Genomic DNA, 24,855 nt, shown 5'->3' with positions numbered 1-24,855 from the left:
GCGCGGGCGCGACGCTGGGGGGGGGGGGCGCGGTCGACCCGCCGCTGGCCTGCGCCTTCGAGCACTTCGCGGTTTTCAGCGCCGGGTGGGGGGGGGCGGCGGGCGCGCGCGCCGGCCGCCAGCTCGACCCGCATCACCACCGCATCAAGCCCGGGAACCGATGACGCGGCCCGGTGCACCTGCGTGCGCACGATGCCCCCCGCCGATGGCGATGGCGATGGCGGCGGCGCGGTGCAGCCGCCCAGGGCCAGACCCAGCAGGCAAACCAGCGACAGGCTCCTCATGGCGCCGCTTTCGCGCCACGCGCCATGGCGCGGCCCAGCAGCCAGGCGTCGGCCACGCTGGCCAGCCAGCACGCCAGCATCACGGCGGCGGCCACATTCATCAGCGGCGAGGCGGTCTCGCCCTGCTGGTGCAGGCGTTCGGCGATCAGCAGCGGATCGGCCGGCAGCGCGCCGCGCAGCACTTCATCGACCAGCAGCGAGGCGCTGTCGATCACCTGCTTGAAAAAATAGATGGCCGCGACCAGGGCCGGCAGCATGAACAGGCAGGCGCGCGCGCGCCGACCCAGGTAAAACTGCCCGGTTCCCGGAAACACGAGACCTGATAACAACACGGCGACAACTGAACGATCCATCTCTCTTCCTTGACTGGGTTGGCGCGGTCCGCACGATTGATCCTGCGCAAACCGGCGCCCCGCGCGAACGCGTAAATTAACCTATGCGCTCAGGAAACATTGCGCAAACTCATCTCGCGCAGAGCCGCTGGCAGACAATCATACCTGCGCCGGCGCCAGAATGCGCGTTCACCGACGTTGAAGGACATCATTGTGAAGATTCTCATCAAGGCCGGCCTCTGGCTGGCCTGTTTCTGGGGCGCGGCGGCGTGCGGCGTGGCGGCCGAACCGACCGCAAAGGATGCGGTCGCGCTGGCCGAGAAGGGTGCGCGCTTCATGCGCCTCAAGGGCAAGGAAGAAATGATACGACTGATTAATACCCGCCACCCGGAGTACAACCAGGGCGCGCTGTACCTGGCCATGCGCGACCTGGGCGGCATCACGGTGGCCCATCCGACGGTGGCCCTGATCGGCAAGGACCTGCGCGACGTGCCCGACGCCGACGGCAAGCTGTTCCGGCACGAGATGATTGCGATCGCCAACGGCCCCGGGCGCGGCTGGGTCGACTACAAGTTCAGGAATCCGGCCAATGGCAAGGTCGAAGACAAGACCACGTACGTGCTGCGCATTGGCGACGTGGCCCTCGAAGCCGGCGTCTACAAGCACTGACATGCTCGGGCGCCGCCATCGAACGCAAGTTCGCGGCGCTGGCAGCGGGCAGGGGCGGGGAGCAGGACGGCGCTCTGGCCGCCATCGCGCAATCGGTGCGGCAGGCGGGAACGGGTGGGGCGGGCGATTTCAGTTCGACCACAGCGGGCCCGGGCCTGAAAAGGCAGGGCCGCCGACGAAGCGCGCGCCGCATCCGCGGCTCGCTTCCCGGCGGCCCTGATAACGCTACAACGGCTTACTCGTAGTCGCTGATCGGCGCGCAGCCGCAGAACAGGTTACGGTCGCCGTACACATTGTCGGCGCGGCCGACCGGCGGCCAGTACTTCTGCTTGCGCAGCGACGCCACCGGGAAGGCGGCCGCTTCGCGGCTGTACTTGTGCTCCCAGACGTCGGCGGTGACCACTTCGGCCGTGTGCGGCGCACCCTTGAGCGGGTTGTCCATGCGGTCGTACTCGCCACGCTCGACCTTCACGATTTCGGCGTGGATCGCGATCATGGCGTCGATGAAGCGGTCCATCTCGGCTTTCGATTCGCTTTCGGTCGGCTCGATCATCAGGGTGCCCGGCACCGGGAAGCTCATGGTCGGCGCATGGAAACCGAAGTCCATCAGGCGCTTGGCCACGTCTTCGTTGCTGATGCCGGTGGCGTCGGTGATCGGACGCAGGTCCAGGATGCACTCGTGCGCCACCAGGCCGTCGTGGCCGGTGTACAGCACAGGGTAGTGCGGCGCCAGGCGGCGCGCGATGTAGTTCGCGGCCAGGATCGCCGTTTCGGTGGCGGCGGTCAGGCCTTCGCCGCCCATCATCGCGATGTACATCCACGAAATCGGCAAGATGCTGGCCGAGCCGAACGGCGCCGCGCTGACCGCGCCGATGCCGGCTTGGTCGCGCGTGTAGCCGGTCGAACGCTGGTTCGGCAGGAACTTGGCCAGGTGCGCGCCCACGCCGATCGGGCCGACGCCCGGGCCGCCGCCGCCGTGCGGGATGCAGAAAGTCTTGTGCAGGTTCAGGTGGCTCACATCGCCGCCGAAGCTGCCCGGCGCGGCCACGCCGACCAGCGCGTTCATGTTGGCGCCGTCGATGTAGACCTGGCCGCCGTGCGAGTGGATGATCTCGCACAACTCCTGGATGCCTTCTTCGAACACGCCGTGGGTGGATGGATAGGTGACCATCACGCAGGCCAGGTTGGCGCTGTGCTGCTCGGCCTTGGCTTTCAGGTCCGCCAGGTCGACGTTGCCGCTGGCGTCGCAGGCGGTGACGACCACCTTCATGCCGACCATGTTGGCCGAGGCCGGATTGGTGCCGTGCGCCGACGACGGAATCAGGCAAATGTTGCGGTGGCCTTCGCCGCGCGATTCATGATAAGCCTTGATCACCAAGAGGCCCGCGTACTCGCCCTGCGAGCCGGCGTTCGGCTGCAGCGACACGGCCGCGTAGCCGGTCAGTGCGCACAGCATGTCTTCCAGCTGGCCGATCATCTCGCGGTAGCCGACCGTCTGCGCGTCGGGTGCGAACGGGTGAATGTTCGAAAATTCAGGCCAGGTGACCGGGATCATTTCGCTGGTCGCGTTGAGCTTCATGGTGCAGGACCCGAGCGGGATCATGGTGCGGTCGAGCGCCAGGTCCTTGTCGGCCAGGCCGCGCAGGTAGCGCAGCATTTCGTGCTCCGCGTGATAGCGGTTGAAGGTCGGATGCGTCAAATACGTGCTGGTGCGCGCCAGCGCTTCCGGGAAGGCGTCCTGCGCGCTTGCATCAAACGCGTCGAAGTCTGGCGACGCCGGGGCGTTCGGGACGCCTTGCGAGAAGATGGTCCACAGCAGCGCGATGTCGTCGCGGGTGGTGGTTTCGTCGAGCGAGATGCCGACGTGCTGCGCGTCGACCTTGCGCAGGTTGACGCCGTGTTCAATGGCGATCGCGTGCAGTTCGGCCGCGCGCGCGCTCTTGATCGTCAGGGTGTCGAACCAGGTGGTGTTGACGATCTCGTAGCCGAGCTGGCCGAGTGTGGCGGCGGCGATGGCGGTGAAGCGGTGCACGCGCCGGGCGATGCGCTGCAAGCCCTTCGGACCGTGGTAGACCGCGTACATCGAGGCCATCACCGCCAGCAGCACCTGCGCGGTGCAGATATTGGAGGTGGCTTTTTCGCGGCGGATGTGCTGCTCGCGCGTTTGCAGGGCCAGGCGGTAAGCCTTGTTGCCCTGCGCGTCGATGGTCACGCCCACCAGGCGGCCGGCCATGCTGCGCTTGAATTCGTCGCGCGTGGCCAGGTAGCCGGCGTGCGGGCCGCCGAAACCGAGCGGCACGCCGAAGCGCTGGCTGTTACCGACCACCACGTCGCAGCCCCAGTCGCCCGGCGGCGTGAGCAGGGTCAGGGCCAGCAGGTCGGCGGCGGCAACGACCATGGCGCCGGCCGCGTGCAGTTTTTCGACGGCGGCGCGGTAGTCGCGCACGTCGCCATTGACGCCCGGGTACTGGATCAGCACACCGAAGCAGGGCTCGGTCAGGGCGCCGATGTCGGCGGCGGCGATGGTGCGCACTTCCACGCCGATCGGTTCGGCGCGCGTCTGCACCACTTCCAGGGTTTGCGGCAGCACATCGTCGGCGACGTAAAACACGTTCGAGGCCGACTTGCCGACGCGCTGGATCAGGGTCATGGCTTCGGCGGCGGCGGTGCCTTCGTCGAGCATCGACGAGTTGGCGATGCCCATCCCGGTCAGGTCGGTGATCATTTGCTGGAAGTTCAAAATGGCTTCCAGGCGGCCTTGCGAGATCTCCGGCTGGTACGGCGTGTAGGCCGTGTACCAGGCCGGGTTCTCAAAGATATTGCGCAGGATGACGCCTGGCGTATGGCTGTTGAAGTAGCCCTGGCCGATCATCGACTTCATGACCTTGTTCCTGGCGGCCAGCGCCTTGAGCTTGCCCAGCGCGGCCTGTTCCGGCATCGGCTCGAAGAACTGGCCCAGTTCCAGCTTGCTCTTCTTGCGGATATTGGCGGGCACGATGGCGTCGATCAGCGCCGCGCGCGACGGATAGCCGAGCGTGGAGAGCATGGCTGCCTGTTCGGCGGCGGAAGGGCCGATGTGGCGCGGGATGAACGAGTCGCGTGCTTCGAGTTGGGTCAGGCTGGTGCGGGTCATGGTAGTGGGAGCCAAAAAAAGGACTGCCGCGGCGCGGGTTGCTAACCCTTCGGCGGCGAACTGAAAAAAACGGCCGCCGCGATGGTCATCGGGGCGGCCAGGAGTTTTTACTCTGCGGTAGCTTTGCCGTAGGCGGTGGCGTCGAGCAGGCCGTTGATGACGCCGGCGTCGCTCGGCTTGAGCTTGAACAGCCAGGCCGCGTAGGCGTCGGTGTTGATCGAGTCCGGCGCGTCGGCGACGGCGTCGTTGACGGCGATGCACTCGCCCGATACCGGCGCATAGATGTCGCTGGCTGCCTTGACCGATTCGACCACGGCGGCGTCGTCGCCGGCGGTGAAGACCTTGCCGACTTTTGGCAGTTCGACGAAGACGATGTCGCCCAGCGCGTCCTGCGCGTATTCGGTGATGCCGACGGTGAGGGTGCCGTCAGCTTCGGCGCGCACCCATTCGTGGGACTCGGTGTATTTCAGGTCGGCTGGGATGTTCATTGTGTTTGCTCCAAGAGGTCGCGGTCGATGTAAGTACTTCTAATTAGGTGATGCCTGGATCAGGCAGCGAGGATTTTACCGTTTCGCACGAACGGCAGCTTGATCACGCTGGCGGCCAGCTTCTTGTCGCGGATTTCGACGTGCACGGTGTCGCCCACGGCCACGCCCATCGGCACGCGCGCCAGGGCGATCGCTTCCTGCATGGTCGGGCTGAAGGTGCCGCTGGTGATCTCGCCGGTCGTGCCGTCAGCGGCCAGCACTTTCTGGTGCGCGCGCAGGATCCCGCCTTTTTCGCGCAGGATCAGGCCCACGTACTGCGCGTTCTGGCCCATGGCTTTCAATGCGGTCTTGCCGATGAAGTCGCGCTCCGAGACCAGGTCGATGGTCCAGGCCAGGCCGGCGTCGAGCGGGTTGACCGTGTCGTCCATGTCCTGGCCGTACAGGTTCATGCCCGCTTCCAGGCGCAAGGTGTCGCGCGCGCCCAGGCCGGCCGGCTTGACGCCGGCGGCCACCAGCGCATTCCACAGGTTCTCGGCCTCGGACGCGGGGAAGGCCAGCTCGAAGCCGTCTTCGCCGGTGTAGCCGGTGCGCGCCACCATGACTTCGCCGAAGGCGGTGTCCTTGACGATGACGGCGTTAAATGGTTTCAGCGGTTCCGACGCGGCCTGGGTGGTTGGCAGTACCTGCCATACCTTGGCGCGCGCGTTCGGGCCCTGCACCGCGATCAGCGCCATCGGCGCATTGCCGTCGCGGCGCTGGGTGATGGTCACGCCGCTGTTGGTGGCGTCGTTCCGGGCTGCGATCCAGGCCACGTCTTTTTCCGCGGTGCCGGCGTTGACGACCAGGCGGAACCAGGTCTCGCTGAAGAAGTAGACGATCAGGTCGTCGATGACGAAGCCCTGCGGATTGAGCATGCACGAATACAGCGCCTTGCCGGTCACCTGCAGCTTGTCGACGTTATTGGCCAGCAGGCCGCGCAGGAAAGGGCGGGCGTTTTCGCCTTCGATATCGACCACGCACATGTGCGAGACGTCGAACATGCCGACATCGCTGCGCACCGCGTGGTGTTCTTCGATCTGCGAGCCGTAGTTGACAGGCATGTCCCAGCCGCCGAAATCGACCATCTTGGCGCCGGCGGCGCGGTGTGCGGAATTGAGCGGGGTCGTTTTAAGCGTCATGGAATCCTCAAGGCAGAGTAAATAGGGGTACGACGAGCAGACGTGGATCGGCTTTTGCCGTCCCGTGATGCTTCGCGCCCCTCTGTCCTTGATACCTGAGAGATAGCGGAGAAAACTCCGCCTGCCCCTTCGGTGGGCCGCCGGCATGGTGCCGCGGCCGCTCTCCAGAGTTCAGCCGTTGGCGCTGCGCGCCGCCGACCCCTGACCGGTCCTTTTGCCTGAGAGTTTTTGGGTGATGCCCCTTCGGCGGCAGCCTGCGCTGCCCTCTCCCGATCAAGACTGAGGAGGATATGCCAGCAGGGCGCAACTGTCAACCTTGCCGGGGGCGTGCGGGGGGCGCACGAATGAGATGCACATGGAAACCCATGGTTTTCCCGATTTGTTAAAATAATTCATCTACTTTGCGAGCAGACAGCCATGAGCGAAGAAAAAACGACCCCATCGACGGATGCCTGGTTTACTTTGTCGGGCGACGTCAATAGCGATATGGTGCACCGCGTGTTCGAGGCGGTGTCCGGCATGACCGAGAACGGCGTCGAAACGGCGCATGTGCTGATCCAGTCCAACGGCGGCTATGTCAGCGACGGCCTGTGCCTGTACAACTTCCTTTCCAACTCCCCGGTCAAGTTTGTGATGTACAACGCGGGAGCGGTGGCGTCGATCGCCGTGATCCTGTTTTTGTCCGGGAGCCGGCGCTACGCCAGCGAAACGGCGCGTTTCATGGTGCACAAGTCGCATGCCACGGCCTCGCCGGGGGCGCGTCCGGACGCACTGAACATCATCGTCGAAGGGCTGCGCGCGGACGACGCCCGCACCGAATCGATCCTGCGCAAGCATATCGAGCTGCTGCCGGAGCAGTGGGCGATCCACCAGTATTCCGACCTGCACCTGACCGCGCGCGACGCCAAGGTGGCGCGCATGGTCAATGACGTGGCCGATTTCGCGCCGCCCAAAGGCGTGCGTATCCGCAATATTTGAAGCGCGGGCCCGGCCACGCGCCGGGCCGCGGTCCTTACTTGCGCGGCAAAAAAAGAGCCTGTCAACGGCCAGGCCGATGCAGACTCGTTCTATTGCTTCCTGTTGACTGCCGCATGGCGCCGCCCGGAAACCCGGCGACGCCCGCGCTATCAAACTAATCAGCTTTTGCTGTCGCCGCTTTTGCTGCCGCTGCCGGAAGACGATCCCGACTGTTTGCTGCCCGAGCCCGAACCGGACTGTTTCGAATTGCTGTCGTCATTCTTGTGGCTTTGACGGCCGGCTTCCACGTGCTGCTCATGCGTGCCGCCCTGGGTGCCGCCGGTTTTGTTGCCCGAGCCGCTGCCGGAGCCTTGCGAGCCCGATTGCTTGTTGGAACTGGAGCTATCGCTCTGCTTGTTGCCTTGACCGCTTTTCTGATTCGAGTTCATGTTCATTCCTTTTCGAAGTTTGAAAATGTCGTGCTCGCCGGTTGGGGCTGAAGAGGCGCGCTCGTCAGCGTTTCCGGTGACACAATCATGGGAGTCGCACTGTTGAAGAGGTATCGGAATCCACCTTGAACTCGTGTAGGATTAGTTCCTACAAAATTGAAATACATTCTAATAAGAACGGACTTAAGCACGCGGCGGCATGCGGCTGCCGCGTTCGGCCTCGACGGCGGCGTTGACCGCGAGCAGGGTGGTCTGGAAGGCCAGGTTGTCGATGATGCGCGCCACCCGTGCCAGCCGTGCCGCAGCCTCCGCGGAACAGGATGATGCCGGGCCGGGCCGGCTGCGGATGGCGCCAGGGGCGGCCCCGCCGACGCCGTGCGCGCCGCGGCTGTGCATGGCCCGTTCGATCAGCTTGCCGCGTGGCGCCGGCTGCGCGGCGGGCGGGATCGGCGCCGGCGTGGCCGTGACGCGCGTGGCCTCCCTCAACCACAAACCCAGCAAGACCGCCCCGATGCCGTTGGCGCATATGCAAAACCATACCCACAGGCGCGCGCTGGCGTAGTTGGCTGCGGCCTCGGCCTCGGCCTCGGCCCCGCTGGCGGCCGCGCCGGCGGGGACAAAGCGCGAGGCGCCGCCATTGTCGGCTAAACTTTGGGCGGCCGCTGCCGTTACCGGCTCCATCAGTGCAAGCTGACTGAGCAGTACGAGCGCCAGCCAGGCACCGAGGCCGAGCAGGATGGCGAAGCACAGCGTCAAGCTCAGCTTGAGATGGGGGTGGCGGCTGGCTGTCATGGCGAAGTCCTTGAGGAAAGGGTTGCTATTTGGAATTGTTATTATGTTAGAGAAACTTCTGCTCTTGAATTTGTTTTTAATCAACCGTTGAAATGACGATTCCGCGCTTCTTCTTGAGGGAAAAGCAAGAATGAGCATACTAATCATGCGCTTAAACAAAAAATAACACTTTGTTTCAAACTTTCCGGTTGCCGGTTGGCAATAATGTGAGAGAATGTTTGTTATGGCAAAAGATCTTTAACCCCGAACGAGCAGACAATGGCTCCACCTTCACCCTCCACCGCTGCAAGGAAGACAGGTCCGTCACGCCACGAGTTGCTGGAAACGCTGCTGGGTAGCGTGACCAAGCACGTCAATGACCAATTGATGGCGGTAGCGACGCGCCTGGTTGCGGCGTTGCTGGACGTGACCGACCCCGCGCTCGACGCGCGCACGGTGTTCCTGCGGGTGAAAGCGGGTAATCTACTTAAAAACAACACTTACGCATTCTTTCATGTGGCCGCCTCCGGTATCGTGCGCGCCATGCGCGCCGAAATCGAATTGCTGGCGCCGTCGCCCAAGAAAACCGTCGCCGCCTTGTCGACCACGCTCGAGCTGGTGCCCTATGAAGAGATGGACAGCCGGGTCGCGTTCGACGCCATCAGCCGCCCCTTCGAGATGCAGTATGCGACCCAGATCGCCACCCTCAACGTGCGTCTCGGCTTCCTGCTCGAACGCGAGGTGCTGCGCATCGGCCAGAATCCGTTCCGTCCCGAGATGTTCCTGTCGGCGCTGCACCAGGCCTGGCGCGAGTTCGAGCCGGACCCGGACGCCCACAGCCTGATCCTGCCGATGCTGCGCCCGGCGCTGCTGTTCGATTTCGCGCCGATGTACGACGCCCTGTGCGACCTGCTGATCAACAAGAACGTGCAGCCCGGTTCGGTGGATGCCTTCAAGATCAAGAAAACCGAAAGCGCGGTCGCGGCCAAAAAGGCGCGCGCCAGCAGCCAGGCCGAGCTGGCCAAGCAATTGCGCCAGTTCCTCAGCGACGAGGAGCAGGCGCCGGCGGCGTCGTTCGATATTCCGATGATCCCCGACCTGCCGGCCATGGCGCCGTCCGGCGGCGGCTGGCGCCCGAGCGGCGCGGCCGCGTTCCAGGGCGCGCCAGGCGCCGCCAGCGCCGAGGCCAGCGTGCCCGCGCCATGGCAGGGCGGCCCGCCGGCCCACAGTGGCGCGGCAGGGCAGGGCGTGCATGCCGCGCCCGGCTTCGCGGCGCCACAGTTCGCCGGCGGCGGTGGGATCGCGGCAGGCGGCTTCGGCCAGCCGGGGGAGGCTGGCCAGGTGCTGGTGCCGGCTTCGCTGCTTGAGGTGCTCAAGGGTTTCCAGGGCTTCCAGGGCGGGCTGCCTGCCCAGTTCGGCAATAGCGCACCGACGCCGGTGGAAGCGCAGACGGGGAATGTGTTCTATTTGCCGCGTTTGAAGGAAAGCATTCCAAAAGGAACACTGTCGCGCGGCGATGAGAGCACCATCGACCTGCTGTCGAAGATTTTCGAGACGGTCTTTCTCGATCCGAACATTCCCAAGGATTCGCGCGACCTGATCCAGTCGCTGCAAATTCCGGTGCTCAAGGCCGCGCTGGCCGACAAGAATTTCTTCTTCGAAGAAACGCACCCGGCGCGCCGCATGATCGACCTGATGTCGACCATGGGCCTGGAGCAGCGCTCCGGTCCCGACGATCCGCTGTTCCAGGTGATGCAGCGCAGCGTCGAGCGGGTCGGGCGCGAGCAGGACGACGGCGGCGCGCCGGTCGATGTGTTTTCGGAAGTGGTGGCCGAGCTCGAAGAAACCATCAAGGCCGAGGAACATGCGGCGGCCAGCGCCATTGCGGCGCCGATCGCGGACGCCCTGCGCAAGGAAAAAGTCACCGCCGCCACCCGCTCGGCCAGGACCGCGGTCGCGGCGCGGGTCGGCAGCGGCCAGGTGGTCGCCATGCTGGAAACGTTCCTTGAGAAAAAGTGGACCTCGGTGATGACGGTCGCCTACAGCGTCGAGGACGACAAGCCGGGCGCGGTCGGCAACGCCACCAAGACCATGGATGAGCTGATCTGGAGCGTCAAGCCGAAGATCACCCACGAACAGCGACGCGACCTGATCGGCAAGCTGCCGAGCCTGTTGGCGACCCTGAACAAATGGCTCGACGTCATCAAATGGCAGGATGCCGACCGCATCCAGTTTTTCGCCGACCTGGCCGAGTGCCACGCCTCGATCGTGCGCGCGCCGCTCGACATCACCCCGGAACGCCAGCTCGAAATCGCCGTCGAAGTGGCCCAGCAAGACGCCATGCGCCGGCTGGACAAGGAAAACGAAGCGCTGGCCGCGGCTGAAGAAGCGGCTCACGCCGAGCTGGACGACGCCGAACTTGGGGTCGACGCCCTGGAGCGCAATATGTGGATCGAATTTACCGATCCGGACGGCAGCATCCGCAAGGTCAAGCTGGCCTGGATCAGCCCGCTTCGCACGCTCTACATCTTCTCCACCGGGGCGCGCCAGGAAGCATTTTCGCTCTCGTCCGACAAGCTCATCGAAGCCTACCGCGCCCAGCGCGTGCGCGTGATGACGGTCGAGGGCGTGGTCAGCCGGGCGCTGTCGCAGGCCATGGACGAGGCGCTCAGCGACTCGGAAAAGGCGCACTCGGTCGCCGCCTGAGGCGGGTCGCAGGCAAGGATGTTTGGTTGGTATCCGCACATTGTTAACATTCGCGTATCATTCCGGCCGTGCCTGACCGTTGCTTGCAGCGCCGGTCAGGCCCGGCTTTTTTCACTTCCGGCTTTTGTCTATGAATTGGTATCACCTTAGCGCGCTGGGCGGCATCGCCGTCACCGCACCCCTGGGCGTGGCCATCGCCGTCTGGCTGGCCGCCGGCCATTGCCGCCGCCGCGCCCTGTACTGGTGCCTGCTGTTCGGCGCCACCCTGTTGACCGTCATCGCCAGCAAGGTCGCCTTTCTGGGCTGGGGCGTGGGCATCGAAGCGGTCCATTTCGCCGGTTTCAGCGGCCACGCCGCGCGCGCCGCCGCCGTGTTCCCGGTGGCGGCCTACCTGGCGCTGTGCGGACGGCCCAAGCTGTGGCGCTACGTGGCCGTTTCCGTCGGCGTGCTGCTGGCGCTGGGCGTGTCGCTGGCGCGCGTGATGGTCGACACGCACAGCGTGTCGGAAGCGATCCTCGGGGCCATGCTGGGGCTGGCCTGCGCCGCCGCTTTCATTGCGCTGGTGCGCTCGAACCGCCAGTTCCAGCCGAGCCCGGTCCTGATTGCGCTCAGCGTGGCGCTGCTATGCATTCCCTACAAGGGCGACGCGCACAGTTCGCAGCAATGGATGACGGGACTGGCGCTCGGCCTGTCCGGCGCCGACCGCGTGTACACCACGGCCACCTGGGGCCCGACCCGCAATCCGTACTCGCCGCCATGCCCGAAGGACGAGCGCTACTTTAATTACGTGTGTTTTTGACGCTTTCGCTGACCTCAAAACCGTCATTTCTGCCACTGGCAGAAATGACTTCCCGCGCAGGCGGGAATCCAAGGCACCTCCGCTCGGCAAAGAACTCACCGCTGTCGCCCTGCCTCTTCACCCGAAAACATGACAACAAATGGTATGATGGCCACCTTTAAGATTCCCGAGCTATCTATACAACGTGCGCCTGTCTTCCATCAAATTGTCGGGATTTAAGTCATTCGTCGATCCCACCAATTTCCAGGTGCCGGGGCAGCTGGTTGGCGTGGTCGGTCCCAATGGTTGCGGCAAGTCGAACATCATCGACGCGGTGCGCTGGGTGCTGGGCGAATCGAAGGCCTCCGAGCTGCGCGGCGAGTCGATGCAGGACGTCATTTTCAACGGCTCGACCCACCGCAAGCCGGCCGGGCGCGCCTCGGTCGAACTGGTGTTCGACAATAACGACGGCAAGGCTTCCGGCCAATGGGGCCAGTACGCCGAAATCGCGGTCAAGCGCACCCTCACGCGCGACGGCACCTCGACCTACTACATCAACAGCCAGCCGGTGCGCCGGCGCGACATCCAGGACATTTTCCTCGGCACCGGCCTCGGTCCGCGCGCCTACGCCATCATCGGCCAGGGCATGATCTCGCGCATCATCGAGTCGCGCCCGGAAGAACTGCGCGTGTTCCTGGAAGAAGCGGCCGGCGTCTCGAAGTACAAGGAACGCCGGCGCGAGACCGAAAACCGCTTGAGCGACACGCGCGAAAACCTGCTGCGCGTGGAAGACATCCTGCGCGAACTGAACGCCAACCTCGAAAAACTCGAGGCGCAGGCGGTCGTGGCCAACCGCTTTCACTCGCTGCAGGCGGACCAGGAAGAAAAGCAGAAGCTCCTTTGGCTGCTGCGCAAGAACGAAGCGCAGACCGAGCAGAATCGCTATTTCCGCGAGATGGAGCAGGCCCAGACCGACCTGGAAGAGCAGACCGCCAGGCTGCGCCACGTCGAACTCGATCTGGAGCACCTGCGCCAGGCGCACTTTGCGGTGGGCGACCGCCTGCACACGGCGCAGGGCCACCTGTACCAGACCAACGCCGAAATCGGCAGCCTGGAAGCGCAGATCAAGTTCGTGATCGAATCGCGCAGCCGCCTGCACAACCAGCTGGCCGCGCTGAACGCCCAGCGTAACCAGTGGCAGACCCAGAGCGGCGATTACCAGCAGCAGGTCGAAGAAGCCGGGTACCTGCTCGAAGAACTGGGCGGTCGGGTGGAACAGTCGCAGATGAACGCCGAAGCCCAGGGCGAGCGCCTGCCGGAGCTGGACGCGGCCTGGCGCGCGGCGCAGCACAAGACCACCGAATCGCGCGCCCGCATCATGCAGGCGCAGCAGCAGATCGAACTCGAATCGGCGCACCAGCGCAATGCCTCGAATATCCTTAATGGCCTGCAAACGCGGCGCGAGCGCCTGCAGCAGGAAAAGAATGGCCTCAATCTGCCCGACAGCAGCTACCTCGCCAACCTGCGCATGCAGCTGGAGGAAAAGCAGCAGGCGCTGGAAGAGCAGACCATGCTGCTGGAAGAAGCGACCGGACAGCAGCAACGCACCGAGGAAGAACGCGGCGCCGCCCAGGCCCAGGTCAATGCCGAGACGGCGGCCAACGCGCAGCTCGAAGCGCGCCTGTCGGCCCTGAAGCAGCTGCAGGAACGCGTGCAAACCCAGGGCAAGGTCCAGCCCTGGCTGCAAAAGCACGAACTCGATGCGCTGCCGCGCCTGTGGCAAAAGCTGGGCATCGAACAAGGCTGGGAAACGGCGCTCGAAGCGGTGCTGCGCGAGCGCACCGGCGCGCTCGAAATGTCGAATATCGAATGGGCCAAGGCCTTTTTCAGCGATGCGCCGCCGGCCAGGCTGGCGCTGTACGCCCCCTCGCTGGCCAGCGCGGGTGCGCCTGCCGACATCCCGGGCCTGAAATCCTTCGCCAGCCTGCTCAAGCTGAACGAGCCTGGCCTGCGCGGCTTGTTGAACGACTGGCTGCACAATGTGTTCGCCGCCGACGACGCAGCCAGCGCCTTTGCCGAACGCGCGCGCCTGCCGCAGGGCGGCGCGTTCATCACGCGCCAGGGCCACGTGGTCACCCAGTCGAGCGTGCGTTTTTACGCCGCCGACAGCGAGCAGGATGGCATGCTGGGACGCCAGCAGGAGATCGACAACATCGGCAAGCAGCTGCGCGCGCAGACCATGCTGGCCGACGAAGCGCGCGCCCGCGCGGTGCGCGCCGACGCCGCCATGTCGGACCTGACGCGCCGCCTGCAGGATGCGCGCCAGCGCGTCGCTACGCTCACCCAGGGCGTGCACGCCTTGCAGATCGAGGTGGTCAAGCAGTCCGAGGTCGAGGCGCGCTTCAACCAGCGCAGCACGCAGATCGGCGCCGACCTGGCCGAGATCGCGGCGCAGGAAGAAGAGCAGCAGCAGATCCGCATGGAGTCCGAAGAAAAGTTCGAACAGCTCGACATGGAACTGGCCGAATTGCAGGGCGCGCACGAGGACGGCCAGACCGAGTTCCTGGCGCGCGAACAGGCGCTGGCCGACGCGCGCGAGAAACTGCGCGAGCTCGAACGCGCCGCGCAGGAAGCGCAGTTCGCCGAAAAATCCCAGCGCAGCAGGATCGACGAGCTACGCCGCAGCATCGCCACTGCCACCCAGCAGGCGCAGCAGGTGGGCGAGAGCATCGCGGTCGGCCAGATGGAGCTCGAAGCGTTGGAGAGCGGGGCCGCCAGCGACGGCCTGCAAGACCTGCTCGAGCGCCGTACCAGCCAGGAAAAAGCGCTGTCCGACGCGCGCCATGAACTGGACCAGATTACGCAGCAACTGCGCGCGGCGGAAGACGCGCGCACCCAGTCCGAACGCAGCCTGCAACCGCAGCGCGACAAGATCATGGAAATGCAGCTCAAGGAGCAGGCCGCGCGCCTGAACCAGGAGCAGTTCGCCGAAGCGCTCAAGACGGTCGACGCCGACGAAGCGGCGCTCTCCGAAAAGCTCCATCCCGACATGAAGCCGTCCTACCTGCAAGGCGAGGTGACGCGCCTGACGAATGCGATTGCGCTGCTGGGGGCGGTCAACCTGGCCGCGCTCGACGAGCTGGCGCAGGCGTCCGAGCGCAAGAACTTCCTCGACGCGCAGAACAACGACCTGGTCGAAGCGATCAACACGCTGGAAGACGCGATCGCGCGCATCGACAAGGAAACGCGCGAACTGCTGCAAGATACCTTCGACAAGGTCAATCACCATTTTTCGGAACTGTTCCCGATCCTCTTCGGCGGCGGCAACGCCAGGCTGGTGATGACGGGCGACGAGATCCTCGACGCCGGCGTGCAGGTCATGGCGCAGCCGCCGGGCAAGAAGAACGCCACCATCCACTTGCTGTCGGGCGGCGAAAAAGCGCTGACCGCGACCGCGCTGGTGTTCTCGATGTTTCGCCTTAATCCGGCGCCATTCTGCCTGCTCGACGAGGTCGATGCGCCGCTGGACGACGCCAACACCGAGCGCTTTTGCCGGATGGTGAAGCGGATGTCGGAGCATACTCAATTCCTTTTCATCTCGCACAATAAAATTGCGATGGAAATGGCCAATCAACTGATCGGTGTGACGATGCAGGAGCAGGGCGTATCGCGCATTGTGGCGGTGGACATGGAGTCCGCCGCGAATTTTGCTACCGAGGCACAAGCAGCATGACAGATTTACAAATGAGCCTGATCGGCGCGGCCGGCGTATTCGTCGCCGGCGTCTTCGCATACAACAAATGGCAGGAGCACAAGGCCAAGAAGAGCGTCGAACGCGCCTTCGCGTCCGAACACGACGACGTGCTGCTGCGCCCCGGCGACATCGTGCGCAGCGAACCGACCCTGGACATCAATCCGGCCCCGGTGGCCGCCGCTGCGCCGGTGCCGGTACCTGCCGCCGCCACCAGCGCGCCGGCCGCCAGCCCCGCGCCGGCAGCCGCGCATGCCGAGGATGCCCCGCTGGCCCCAGGCGTGCCGGTGGCCCCCGTGGTCGCACCCGTGGAATTGATCACCCCGGCCGCCGAACAGGCCACCAGCCTGGTCGACCCGCTGATCGATGTCCTGATTCCGCTGGCGCTCGAAGCCCCGGTGCGGGGCGACAAAATCCTGCCGATCCTGCACACCCTGCGCCACGTCGGCAACAAGCCGGTGCACTTCATCGGCCTGCACGTCAACGGCGACTGGGAACCGATCGTCCACGGCGGCGTGTACACCAAGCTGCAAGCCGGCGTGCAGATGGCCAGCCGCACCACGGCGCTGAACGAACTCGAATACTCCGAACTGGTCACGCGCCTGCGCGCGGTGGCCGACGACATCGGCGCCGAGCCGGAAATCCCGGACATGATCGAAGTCATGGGCGAGTCGCGCACCTTGCACCGCTTCGTGGCCGGCCACGATGCGCAACTGGGCGTGAACCTCATGTCGTACGGCGCGCCATGGTCGATCGCGACCCTGATCGGCGCCCTGGAAAAGCAGGGCTTCGACGTGCGTCCCGATGGCCGCTACATCATGCCCGACGGCGACGGCGGCCAGCTGTTCACCCTGACCACCAATGTCACCCTGGGCGCCGACACCACCTCGCGCCTGACCTTGCTATTGGACGTGCCATGCGTGGCGCCGGCGCGCAACGGCTTCGGCGCCATGCTCGATTGCGCCAGGGCCCTGGTGGGGCGCCTGGACGCGGTCATCGTCGACGACAGCGACCAGCCGCTGACCGACCAGGCACTCAACGAAATCAACAGCCAGGTGCTCGATTTCTACCAGGAGATGGACGCGGCCGACATTCCGGCCGGTTCGACGCGCGCCATGCGCTTGTTCAGCTAACAGAAAACATCATCGTGACCACGACAACGACAACAACAACGCACAACAGCGATGACCTCGGCCGCATGGCGCAGCTCACGGCCGAACTGAATCGCCACATTTTCTCGTACCACGTGCAGGATGCGCCGACCATTCCGGACGCCGAATACGACCGCCTGTTTCGCGAACTGCAGGCGCTCGAAGCGGCCCACCCGGAAGCGGTGTCGGTCGATTCGCCCACCTACCGCGTGGGCGCGACACCGCTGCCGGAGTTCAAGCAGGTCAGGCACAGCATCCCGATGCTGTCCTTGAATAACGGTTTCGAAGACGACGACATCGTCAACTTCGATCGCCGCGCGCGCGAAGGACTGGGCGCCGAAGAAGTCGAGTATGCGGCCGAGCTCAAATTCGACGGCCTGGCGATCAGCCTGCGCTACGAAAACGGCGTGTTCGTGCAGGCCGCCACGCGCGGCGACGGCGCCACCGGCGAAGACGTCACCGCCAATATCCGCACGGTGCGCGCCATTCCGCTGCGCCTGCACGGCGACACGGTGCCGGCGGTGCTGGAAGTGCGCGGCGAAGTACTGATGTACAAGGCCGATTTCGCCAAGCTCAATGCGCGCCAGCGCGACGCCGGCCAGAAGGAGTTCGCCAATCCGCGCAACGCCGCCGCCGGCAGCCTGCGCCAGCTCGACTCGCGCATCACGGCCACGCGCAGCCTGCGCTTCTTCTCGTACGGCGTGGGGGCGCTGGAAGGCGCCGACATGCCGCCGTCGCACTCGGCCCTGCTGGACTGGTACCAGACGCTCGGCCTGCCGGTCTCCAGCGAGCGCGCCGTGGTCACCGGCGCGCAAGGCCTGATCGACTACTACCGCGACATCGGCAAGCGCCGCCCAAGTCTGGCCTACGAAATCGACGGCGTGGTCTATAAGGTCAACCGCCTCGAACACCAGCAGCAGCTCGGTTTTGTGTCGCGCGCGCCGCGCTTTGCGATCGCCCACAAATTCCCGGCTGAAGAAGCGCTCACGCAAGTGCTCGACATCGAAGTGCAGGTCGGCCGCACCGGCGCCATTACCCCGGTGGCGCGGCTGGCGCAGGTCAACGTGGGCGGCGTGAACGTCACCAACGCCACCTTGCACAACGAAGGCGAAGTGCGGCGCAAGGATATCCGCATCGGCGACACGGTCATCGTGCGCCGCGCCGGCGACGTGATTCCGGAAGTGGTCTCGTTCGTGGCCGATCGCCGGCCTGCGGACGTGCGCGAATTCGTCATGCCCGCCAACTGCCCGGTGTGCGGCTCGCCCATCGTGCGCCTGGACGACGAAGCCGTGGCGCGCTGCTCCGGCGGCTGGACCCATTGCAGCGCCCAGAAGAAGGGCGGCCTGATGCACTTCGTGTCGCGCCGCGCGATCGACGTCGAAGGGCTGGGCGACCAGCTGATCGAGCAACTGGTCGACAAGGGCCTGGTCAACACCGCGGCCGATCTGTACACGCTCGACAAGGACAAGCTGGCGGGCCTGGAGCGCATGGCCGCCAAGTCGGCCCAGAACGTGATCGACGCGCTCGAAAAATCGCGCGACACCACCATGGCGCGCTTCATTTACGCGCTCGGCATCCGCAACGTCGGCGAATCGACCGCCAAGGCGCTGGCCCAGCACTTCGGCAACCTGGAGGCGCTGCTGCACGCGGCCAGCTTCGAAGGCGGCCTGCAACTGCTGGAAGTACCCGACATCGGCCCGATCGTGGCGCGCTCGATCAGCGAATTCTTGACCGACGCCGACAACCTGGCGCTGGTGCGCACCATGGCCGGTGTGCTGCGCTGGAAGGAAGGCGAGCATGTGATGAAAAACACCGGCGCCATGGCCGGCAAGACCTTTGTCATCACCGGCACCCTTCCGACCCTGTCGCGCGACGAAGCCGGCGCGCTGGTCGAAGCGGCCGGCGGCAAGGTGGCCGGATCGGTATCGAAAAAAACATCGTACGTCGTTGCCGGGGCGGATGCCGGCAGCAAACTGGCCAAGGCGCAGGAGCTCGGCATCACGCTCCTCGACGAAGCGGCCCTTCTTTCACTGCTGGCGACAGCATCTTCCACGGAACCGAATCAAGATGAATCCAGTTAGAAAAGCAGTCTTTCCCGTAGCCGGTCTGGGTAGCCGTTTTCTGCCGGCCACCAAGGCCCAGCCGAAGGAAATGCTGCCGATCGTCGACAAGCCGCTGATCCAGTATGCGGTCGAAGAGGCAGTCGCCGCCGGCATCACCGAAATGATCTTCATCACGGGCCGTAACAAGCGCGCCATTGAAGACCATTTCGACAAGGCTTACGAACTCGAATCGGAACTCGAAGCGGCCGGCAAGGAAGCGCTGCTCGAACTGGTGCGCAACGTGATCCCGAAGAACATTAACTGCATCTATATCCGCCAGTCGGCGCCGCTGGGCCTCGGGCACGCCGTGCTGTGCGCGCGCCCGGTGGTCGGCGACGAGCCGTTCGCGGTGCTGCTGGCAGACGACTTCATGGACACCGATCCGGGCGAGCGTCCGGTGCTGGCGCAGATGACCGACGTCTACGCCTACGAGCAGTGCAGCGTGCTGGCGGTGCAGGAGGTACCGCGCGCGAACACGCGCCAGTACGGCATCGTGAAAGCCACCTCGTACCGCGAAAACCTGGAACTGGTGTCGCAGATCGTCGAAAAGCCGATGCCTGAGGTGGCGCCGTCGACCCTGGCGGTGGTGGGACGCTACATTTTGTCGCCCAAGATTTTCCGCTACCTGGAGCACATCGGCACCGGCGCCGGCGGCGAAATCCAGCTCACCGACGGCATTGCCGCGCTGATGGCAGCCGAACGGGTGCTGGCCTACCGCTACGCCGGCCAGCGCTACGATTGCGGCTCCAAGCTGGGCTACCTGACGGCGATGACGGCGATGGGTCTGAAGCATCCTGAAACCGGCGAAGGCTTCCGCACCTTCCTCGAACAACTTCACCGCGAGCAGAACTTCTCATGACCATCCGCGAGATTCTTAAAATGGGTGATGCGCGCCTGCTGCGCGTGGCCGAACCGGTGACCGAATTCGGCACGCCGGCCATGGAGGCGCTGATCGCCGACATGTTCGACACCATGCACCATGCGAATGGCGCGGGGCTGGCGGCGCCGCAGATCGGCGTGAACCTGCAACTGGTGATCTTCGGCTTCAAGGACAACGATCGCTATCCGGACGCGCCGGCGGTGCCGCAGACAGTGCTGATCAATCCGGTGCTCACGCCCTTGTCCGATGAAAAGGAAGAGGCCTTCGAAGGCTGCCTGTCGGTGCCGGGACTGCGCGGCAGCGTGCCGCGCTTTACCCGCCTGCGCTACGAAGGCGTGGACCAGCATGGCAATCGCATCGATCGCGAGGTCGACGGTTTTCATGCGCGCGTGGTGCAGCACGAAGTCGACCACCTGCTCGGTATTTTGTATCCGATGCGGATCACGGACTTCAGCAAATTTGGCTATACCTCGGTCATGTTCCCCGACATGGACCCTGAGGACGACGATTGATGACGATGATCTTGAAAACTTTGACGGGTCTGGGACTGGCCCTGCTGGCGTGCGCGCCGGCGCTGGCCCAGGATGCGGCCACGCCCGAGGCCAAGGCATTCGACGGCAGCGCCAAGCGCAGCCAGTTGTGGCTGACCAGCGGCTTTGCGACCTACCACTTTCAGAGCGACAAGGACCTGAACGGGCGCAATCCCGGGATCGGCGTCGAGTACCGCCTGTCTGAAGATTCGGCGTTCACCGCAGGGCGTTTCTTCAACAGCGACCGCCAGCACTCCAAATACGCGGGCATGTATTACCAGCCCCTGTCGTATGCGGGCGTGCGCTTCGGCGCGGTGTTCGGCGGCTTTGACGGCTACCCGAAGATGCGCGACGGCGGCTGGTTCCTGGCGGCGATTCCGACCGCCACATTCGAGTACAAGCGCGTGGGCGTGAACGTGGCGGTGGTGCCGACCTACAAAGACCGGCTGCATGGCGGGATTTCGGTCCAGCTCAAACTCAAGCTGTTCGAATAAGCGGTACGAGTCGCTTACTTGAGGTGCTGCGCGAAGAAGGCCCGCGTCCGTTCGTTGGCCTGCGCCGCCGCCTGGGCGTCGAAATGCACGCCGTTCCAGCGCGCGAAGGCGTGGTTCTGGCCGGGGTAAGTGAAAATCTGCACCAGCGGATTGCCCTCGGCGGCCCTGGCGATGGCGGCGCGGGCCTCGGCTGAAATGTATTCGTCGGCTTCGCCCAGGTGCATCATGAGCGGGCAGGCCAGCGTCTTGAAGGCGTCGGCGTGTTTCTCGGTGCCGCCGCCGTAGTAGGCCACGGCGGCGTCGGGTTTGGCGCGGGTGGCACTGAGAAAGGTCAGCAGGCCGCCCATGCAAAAGCCCATCACCCCAGCCTTGCCGCTCGCGCCGGGCAGCTCGCGCGCCGCCGCCAGGGTGGCGGCGATGTCGTCGACGCCCTTGTCGATGTCGAACGCCTTGTACAGCCCCATGGCTTTTTTCCATTCGGCGTCGGACTTGTCGGTCAGTTCCACATTTGGTTCGAGGCGCCAGAACAGGTCGGGGCAGACCGCGATGTAGCCTTGCGCGGCCAGCCGCTCGCAGGTTTCGCGCAAATCGGCGTTGATGCCGAAGATCTCCTGCAGGACGACGATGCTTGGCGCCGGCGTGGCGGCCGGGCGGGCGACGTAGGCGCTAAAGCTGCCGTCCGGCGTGTCGATGGTGATGCGTTGGTTCATGTGCTGCCTCCTCGCGGTAATGAGGAGGCCATGGTCGCACAAAGCGCCAAACCGGCTCGCCCGCTTAGCGCTTGACCTTCCCCAGAGGATCACCCTTGTTCCAGGTCGGCATGGCCGCCGCATTGGCGACTTCGTAGCCCAGGTTGAGCGTGAACTGCGCCTGCTGCACCATGCCGCGCAAATCCCAGGCCGGGTTGTATTCGTCGCTGACCTGGTGGTAGTGGTCCTTGAAGCTGACCATCCTGGCGCTCGACGTGCCGTGGTCGTGGTCGAATTCGAAGCTGCCGTCGCCCGAGAACACGGCCGACCCCACGTTAAAGGCCGGCACGCCCGCTTTGGCGAAGTTGAAATGGTCGGCGCGGAAGTAGGCCCCGCCCAGGTCCGGCGTCGAGGGCGCCAGGCGCAGGCCCATCGCCCTGGCTACCTTGGCGGCGCTGGCGTGCAGGCTGCTGCGCTCCGCGCCGGCCACGCCGATGTCGCGCGTGACACCCACGAAATTCATGCTGTCGAGGTTCAGGTCGGCCGCCGTTTTGGCCAGCGGCCAGAGTGGCTCGCGCACGTAACCGAGGCTGCCGATCAGGCCCTGTTCTTCGGCGCACGGCCACAGGAAAATCTGGGTGCGCCTGGCCGGCTGGCGCACCGCCGCCTGTGCCATCGCCAACAGGGCCGCCGTACCCGAGGCGTTATCGACCGCGCCATTCCAGATGTGGTCCGGCTTGCCGTCGGCGCTGTCGATGCCCAGGTGGTCCCAGTGGGCCGAGTAGATCACGGCCTGCTCCTTTAGTTTGGGATCGGTGCCGGGCACGATGCCGGCCACGTTGAACTGTTCGACCGGGCGGATCGCGCTGTCGACCGCGACGCTGGCGCGCGCGTTCAGGTCGACCGCCTTGAAGCCGCGTACTTCGGCCCTGGCGCGCAGCGCATCGAGGTCGTGGCCGGCGGCGGTGAACAGGGCGCGCGCGGTGTCTTCCTGCAGCCAGCCTTGCAGCGCGTTGCCTGGGCCGGCCAGGTGGAACTGCTCCTTGCTCATGCCGTTGGCCGGCACGCTCCACGGATACGAGCTGGACTCGGTCGTGTGAATGAGCAGCACGCCGGCGGCGCCGCGGCGCAGCGCTTCTTCATACTTGTACATCCAGCGCCCGGGATAGGTGAGCGACTTGCCGCCGAAGCGGTTCGGTTCCGCCGCCGTCGGCTTGGGGTCGTTGACCATCATGATCAGGAGCTTGCCCTTGACGTCGACGCCCTGGTAGTCGTCCCAATGTTCGTCCTCGGCGCTGATGCCGTAGCCGACGAACAGCACCGGCGCATCGAAACGCACTTTGGGCTTGCCGCTGGCGTTATTGAAGACGATCTCCGTGCCCAGCTTGGGCGCGAGCGTTTTGCCGCCCACCGCGAAGCTCACCGCGCTGGTGGGCAGCGTCCTGGTGCCGACCATTTTCACGGACTGGCGGTAGCTCTTGCCGGCGCCCGGCAACAGGCCAATCGCGGCGGCCTGCGTTTCAAGGTAGCGCACGGCCAGTTCGCCGCCGCGCTGGCCGGTGCCGCGCCCTTCGAGCATGTCGTCGGCCAAAAAGGACAGGTGCGCGCGCAGCGGCGCTTCCGTGACCGTGGGCGTAGTGGCCGCGCCGGCGGCACGTTTCTGGGCGAGGGCCGGGGCGCTGGCGAGGACGAGGCCGATGGCGAGTGCGGAAACGCGGCGCATTGATGCTCCAATGAAAATGTTCAGGGGGAGCATCCTGCCACGAATGGGGCAGGGAAGCAATGCGGGTTCGCTGCGGGCGCTGGCCGCTGTTTACTTAGGGACGGCTTATCAATTACAATTTTGCAACTTTGACCGCCTGCGGGCTTGCCCCACAGTCACCCATCCGCGTATCGCCATTCTTGCACTAGCCAGCCTGATCGGAAAACCAGCATGCTTCATCTCTCTGCCGCGCTCGTGACAACGTACGGACTGCTGGCGCTTGCCATCTGTTCGCTGTGGCTCGCGCCCGTCAAGCTGCGTCCAGGATTGACTGTGGCGCCATGGCTGTGCTTGCTGGTGCTTGCCTGCGCGAGCGGCCTGGCGACCGGCCTGCTGTCGCTGGCGGCAATCGGCGCCATCGCCGTGCTGGGTGCGCTGGCGTATGCGGCGCGGAACTGTCGAAACGGGCCGTTGCAGGTGCTGTTGATGGTGGCGATGGGGTGCATGATGCTGGCGCTGTCGATGCACCGTTTTCCGGGATTCGTCAATCCGCCGCTGGTGACCGATATGCTGATCAGCGCGGCGGCCAGACCGGTGACGCAGCGGCTCAATTTCGATACCGCCGCCGCCGGGCTGATCCTGTTTGCGCTGTTCTGCGTGCCGGCGCGCACGGCCGGGCAATGGCGCGAGGTCGGGCGCCATTACTGGATCATCCTCGGCACGCCGCTGCTCGTGCTGCCAGTGGGGCTGCTGGTGGGCTACGTGGATGTGGATCTCAAGCTGTTGGCGTACACGCCGGTATTCATCGCACTCAATCTGCTGTTTACCTGCGTGACCGAGGAAGCGTTTTTCCGTGGCTTCATCCAGGTGCAATTGACGCGGGCGATGAATCGCTGGACGGCCGGACCGGCCATCGCCATGTGCGTGGCGGCGCTGCTGTTCGGGCTGGCGCACGCGCGGGGAGGGTGGATGTTTGTTGGCCTGGCGTCCCTGGCCGGCCTGGGCTACGGGTACGCCTTCCTGCGCTCGCAGCGCATTGAAACGGCCATCCTGACGCATCTGGCGCTCAACAGCTTGCACTTCATCGCGTTCACTTACCCGCGCCTTGGCAATGTCTAAGCTGGCCAGGCATGTCTTGCGTCAGCATGCGCTCTCCGCACCGCAGTGGCCCATTTTGGTATTAATTTCCTCCAGTTTGGCATGCATATATCCTGTTATTGGTGTTATATTGGTATACCGATATTGCACATAAAGCATCGGAATTGTCGTGTAAACCGATTCCGCCAGCACCGCGCGGGCACGGAGTGAGCGCGGCACACGGATCGGCCAGGTTTATCTCCGGCACGCAAGTGCCCCGACAATTTGACAGGGAGCCTCAATTGAACAGAACAATCATCAACAGCCTCATCATCAGCGTACTGGGCGGATCGCTGGCCGCGTGCGGCGGCGGCAGCGACAATACGTCCACCGGCACCCAGTCATCCCAAAGCAGCATGCTGGCGGCAACGAGCGTCTGTTACGCAGCGTGGAACAGCGCCACTGTCTATGATGGTGGCAAATCGGTCAGCCACGGGGGGATCAACTACACGGCCGCCTACTGGACGCAGGGCGACAATCCATCGACCAACAGCGGGGCCGCCGGAAGTGGCAAGCCGTGGACGGTGAGCGGCTCGTGCGGCACCACGCCGACACCGACACCGACACCGACACCGACACCGACACCCACCACAACCAACCCCCCCAACACCAACGCCCAGAACAACAACCACCACACCCACGACAACCACCACGACAAAGTCAAATACAACAAG

The 24,855-nt window shown here is 65.0% G+C and carries 21 protein-coding genes and 2 riboswitches; of the genes, 12 read left to right on the top strand and 9 right to left on the bottom strand.

Features of this window, described 5'->3' with window-relative positions; genetic code table 11:
- Both F1609_RS34335 and F1609_RS33055 read right to left on the bottom strand, forming a co-directional pair.
- On the bottom strand, positions 1-284 hold a 284-nt coding region (locus F1609_RS34335), incomplete at its 3' end, for a cupin domain-containing protein (protein ID WP_370661703.1).
- Positions 281-637: a hypothetical protein gene (locus F1609_RS33055; protein ID WP_167082026.1), complete on the bottom strand. Its 357-nt coding sequence runs from the start codon at positions 635-637 to the stop codon at positions 281-283. The genes F1609_RS33055 and F1609_RS34335, both read right to left, overlap by 4 nt.
- 198 nt (positions 638-835) lie before the next feature.
- Here F1609_RS33055 and F1609_RS33050 point away from each other — a divergent pair, with 198 nt between their 5' ends.
- Positions 836-1,285, top strand: a complete 450-nt coding sequence (locus F1609_RS33050) for a cache domain-containing protein (protein ID WP_370661704.1) — start codon at positions 836-838, stop codon at positions 1,283-1,285.
- A gap of 235 nt (positions 1,286-1,520) precedes the next feature.
- On the opposite strand, the gene gcvP is transcribed toward F1609_RS33050, so the two are convergent.
- The 3 genes from gcvP to gcvT all read right to left on the bottom strand — a co-directional run bounded on the left by gcvP (position 1,521) and on the right by gcvT (position 6,084).
- Entirely contained in the window at positions 1,521-4,418 is a 2,898-nt protein-coding gene (gene gcvP / locus F1609_RS33045) for an aminomethyl-transferring glycine dehydrogenase (protein WP_167082024.1), read from the bottom strand.
- A gap of 107 nt (positions 4,419-4,525) precedes the next feature.
- Entirely contained in the window at positions 4,526-4,906 is a 381-nt protein-coding gene (gene gcvH, locus F1609_RS33040; protein WP_167082022.1) for a glycine cleavage system protein GcvH, read from the bottom strand.
- A 59-nt stretch (positions 4,907-4,965) separates the two neighbouring features.
- Positions 4,966-6,084, bottom strand: a complete 1,119-nt coding sequence (gcvT, locus tag F1609_RS33035) for a glycine cleavage system aminomethyltransferase GcvT (protein WP_167082020.1) — start codon at positions 6,082-6,084, stop codon at positions 4,966-4,968.
- A 72-nt stretch (positions 6,085-6,156) separates the two neighbouring features.
- Positions 6,157-6,262, bottom strand: a riboswitch (glycine riboswitch).
- A gap of 18 nt (positions 6,263-6,280) precedes the next feature.
- Positions 6,281-6,366: riboswitch (glycine riboswitch) on the bottom strand.
- A gap of 135 nt (positions 6,367-6,501) precedes the next feature.
- On the opposite strand from gcvT, the gene F1609_RS33030 reads away from it, so the two are divergent.
- On the top strand, positions 6,502-7,062 hold the full coding sequence (locus F1609_RS33030; RefSeq protein WP_167082018.1) for an ATP-dependent Clp protease proteolytic subunit: 561 nt from the start codon (positions 6,502-6,504) through the stop codon (positions 7,060-7,062).
- Positions 7,063-7,220: 158 nt separating this feature from the next.
- On the opposite strand, the gene F1609_RS33025 is transcribed toward F1609_RS33030, so the two are convergent.
- Positions 7,221-7,490, bottom strand: a complete 270-nt coding sequence (locus tag F1609_RS33025; protein WP_167082016.1) for a hypothetical protein — start codon at positions 7,488-7,490, stop codon at positions 7,221-7,223.
- A gap of 183 nt (positions 7,491-7,673) precedes the next feature.
- A complete protein-coding gene (locus F1609_RS33020) occupies positions 7,674-8,282 on the bottom strand; it encodes a hypothetical protein (RefSeq protein ID WP_167082014.1) in 609 nt (202 codons plus the stop codon).
- 258 nt (positions 8,283-8,540) lie between these two features.
- Between F1609_RS33020 and F1609_RS33015 the strand changes: the two genes are divergently transcribed.
- The 8 genes from F1609_RS33015 to F1609_RS32980 all read left to right on the top strand — a co-directional run bounded on the left by F1609_RS33015 (position 8,541) and on the right by F1609_RS32980 (position 20,653).
- Positions 8,541-10,967: a DUF1631 family protein gene (locus tag F1609_RS33015; RefSeq protein ID WP_167082012.1), complete on the top strand. Its 2,427-nt coding sequence runs from the start codon at positions 8,541-8,543 to the stop codon at positions 10,965-10,967.
- Positions 10,968-11,097: 130 nt separating this feature from the next.
- Entirely contained in the window at positions 11,098-11,766 is a 669-nt protein-coding gene (locus tag F1609_RS33010) for a phosphatase PAP2 family protein (RefSeq protein ID WP_187363188.1), read from the top strand.
- A gap of 184 nt (positions 11,767-11,950) precedes the next feature.
- Positions 11,951-15,478, top strand: coding sequence for a chromosome segregation protein SMC (gene smc, locus F1609_RS33005; protein ID WP_167082010.1), 3,528 nt, complete (start codon positions 11,951-11,953; stop codon positions 15,476-15,478).
- A complete protein-coding gene (locus F1609_RS33000) occupies positions 15,475-16,629 on the top strand; it encodes a cell division protein ZipA C-terminal FtsZ-binding domain-containing protein (RefSeq protein ID WP_167082008.1) in 1,155 nt (384 codons plus the stop codon). The genes smc and F1609_RS33000 overlap by 4 nt, the downstream gene beginning before the upstream one ends.
- A gap of 65 nt (positions 16,630-16,694) precedes the next feature.
- A complete protein-coding gene (gene ligA / locus F1609_RS32995) occupies positions 16,695-18,728 on the top strand; it encodes an NAD-dependent DNA ligase LigA (RefSeq protein ID WP_167082030.1) in 2,034 nt (677 codons plus the stop codon).
- Positions 18,715-19,608, top strand: a complete 894-nt coding sequence (gene galU / locus F1609_RS32990; RefSeq protein ID WP_167082006.1) for a UTP--glucose-1-phosphate uridylyltransferase GalU — start codon at positions 18,715-18,717, stop codon at positions 19,606-19,608. Before ligA ends, galU begins: the two co-directional genes overlap by 14 nt.
- Positions 19,605-20,141, top strand: coding sequence for a peptide deformylase (def, locus tag F1609_RS32985; RefSeq protein WP_167082004.1), 537 nt, complete (start codon positions 19,605-19,607; stop codon positions 20,139-20,141). The genes galU and def overlap by 4 nt, the downstream gene beginning before the upstream one ends.
- Before the next feature lie 5 nt (positions 20,142-20,146).
- Positions 20,147-20,653 (top strand): hypothetical protein, encoded by a 507-nt coding sequence (locus F1609_RS32980; RefSeq protein WP_370661702.1) that lies wholly within the window; start codon positions 20,147-20,149, stop codon positions 20,651-20,653.
- Positions 20,654-20,667: 14 nt separating this feature from the next.
- Here the strand turns inward: F1609_RS32980 and F1609_RS32975 are convergent, their stop codons facing one another.
- Positions 20,668-21,363, bottom strand: a complete 696-nt coding sequence (locus F1609_RS32975) for a dienelactone hydrolase family protein (RefSeq protein ID WP_167082002.1) — start codon at positions 21,361-21,363, stop codon at positions 20,668-20,670.
- Positions 21,364-21,427: 64 nt separating this feature from the next.
- Positions 21,428-23,065, bottom strand: a complete 1,638-nt coding sequence (locus F1609_RS32970) for a M28 family peptidase (protein WP_167082000.1) — start codon at positions 23,063-23,065, stop codon at positions 21,428-21,430.
- Positions 23,066-23,275: 210 nt separating this feature from the next.
- Here F1609_RS32970 and F1609_RS32965 point away from each other — a divergent pair, with 210 nt between their 5' ends.
- Positions 23,276-24,163 carry a CPBP family intramembrane glutamic endopeptidase gene (locus tag F1609_RS32965; RefSeq protein WP_167081998.1) on the top strand — a complete coding sequence of 296 codons (888 nt, stop codon included), beginning with the start codon at positions 23,276-23,278 and terminating at the stop codon, positions 24,161-24,163.
- A gap of 260 nt (positions 24,164-24,423) precedes the next feature.
- A partial coding sequence (locus F1609_RS32960; protein ID WP_229422188.1) for a carbohydrate-binding protein occupies positions 24,424-24,855 on the top strand: 432 nt, incomplete at its 3' end.

The organism is Massilia aquatica (assembly GCF_011682045.1).
GTDB classification, from domain to species: domain Bacteria; phylum Pseudomonadota; class Gammaproteobacteria; order Burkholderiales; family Burkholderiaceae_D; genus Telluria_A; species Telluria_A aquatica.
The sequence above is the reverse complement of the archived record's forward strand: the minus strand, read 5'-3'. Positions and strand labels throughout refer to the sequence as shown.

Coding starts and splice junctions, on each gene's coding strand:
- def (WP_167082004.1), top strand. CDS start 19,605: ATGACCATCCGCGAGATTCTTAAAATGGGTGATGCGCGCCTGCTGCGC.
- F1609_RS32975 (WP_167082002.1), bottom strand. CDS start 21,363: ATGAACCAACGCATCACCATCGACACGCCGGACGGCAGCTTTAGCGCC.
- ligA (WP_167082030.1), top strand. CDS start 16,695: ATGGCGCAGCTCACGGCCGAACTGAATCGCCACATTTTCTCGTACCAC.
- F1609_RS33000 (WP_167082008.1), top strand. CDS start 15,475: ATGACAGATTTACAAATGAGCCTGATCGGCGCGGCCGGCGTATTCGTC.
- F1609_RS33010 (WP_187363188.1), top strand. CDS start 11,098: ATGAATTGGTATCACCTTAGCGCGCTGGGCGGCATCGCCGTCACCGCA.
- F1609_RS32970 (WP_167082000.1), bottom strand. CDS start 23,065: ATGCGCCGCGTTTCCGCACTCGCCATCGGCCTCGTCCTCGCCAGCGCC.
- F1609_RS33030 (WP_167082018.1), top strand. CDS start 6,502: ATGAGCGAAGAAAAAACGACCCCATCGACGGATGCCTGGTTTACTTTG.
- F1609_RS33055 (WP_167082026.1), bottom strand. CDS start 637: ATGGATCGTTCAGTTGTCGCCGTGTTGTTATCAGGTCTCGTGTTTCCG.
- F1609_RS32980 (WP_370661702.1), top strand. CDS start 20,147: ATGATCTTGAAAACTTTGACGGGTCTGGGACTGGCCCTGCTGGCGTGC.
- F1609_RS33025 (WP_167082016.1), bottom strand. CDS start 7,490: ATGAACTCGAATCAGAAAAGCGGTCAAGGCAACAAGCAGAGCGATAGC.
- F1609_RS33015 (WP_167082012.1), top strand. CDS start 8,541: ATGGCTCCACCTTCACCCTCCACCGCTGCAAGGAAGACAGGTCCGTCA.
- gcvH (WP_167082022.1), bottom strand. CDS start 4,906: ATGAACATCCCAGCCGACCTGAAATACACCGAGTCCCACGAATGGGTG.
- F1609_RS32965 (WP_167081998.1), top strand. CDS start 23,276: ATGCTTCATCTCTCTGCCGCGCTCGTGACAACGTACGGACTGCTGGCG.
- gcvT (WP_167082020.1), bottom strand. CDS start 6,084: ATGACGCTTAAAACGACCCCGCTCAATTCCGCACACCGCGCCGCCGGC.
- gcvP (WP_167082024.1), bottom strand. CDS start 4,418: ATGACCCGCACCAGCCTGACCCAACTCGAAGCACGCGACTCGTTCATC.
- galU (WP_167082006.1), top strand. CDS start 18,715: ATGAATCCAGTTAGAAAAGCAGTCTTTCCCGTAGCCGGTCTGGGTAGC.
- F1609_RS33020 (WP_167082014.1), bottom strand. CDS start 8,282: ATGACAGCCAGCCGCCACCCCCATCTCAAGCTGAGCTTGACGCTGTGC.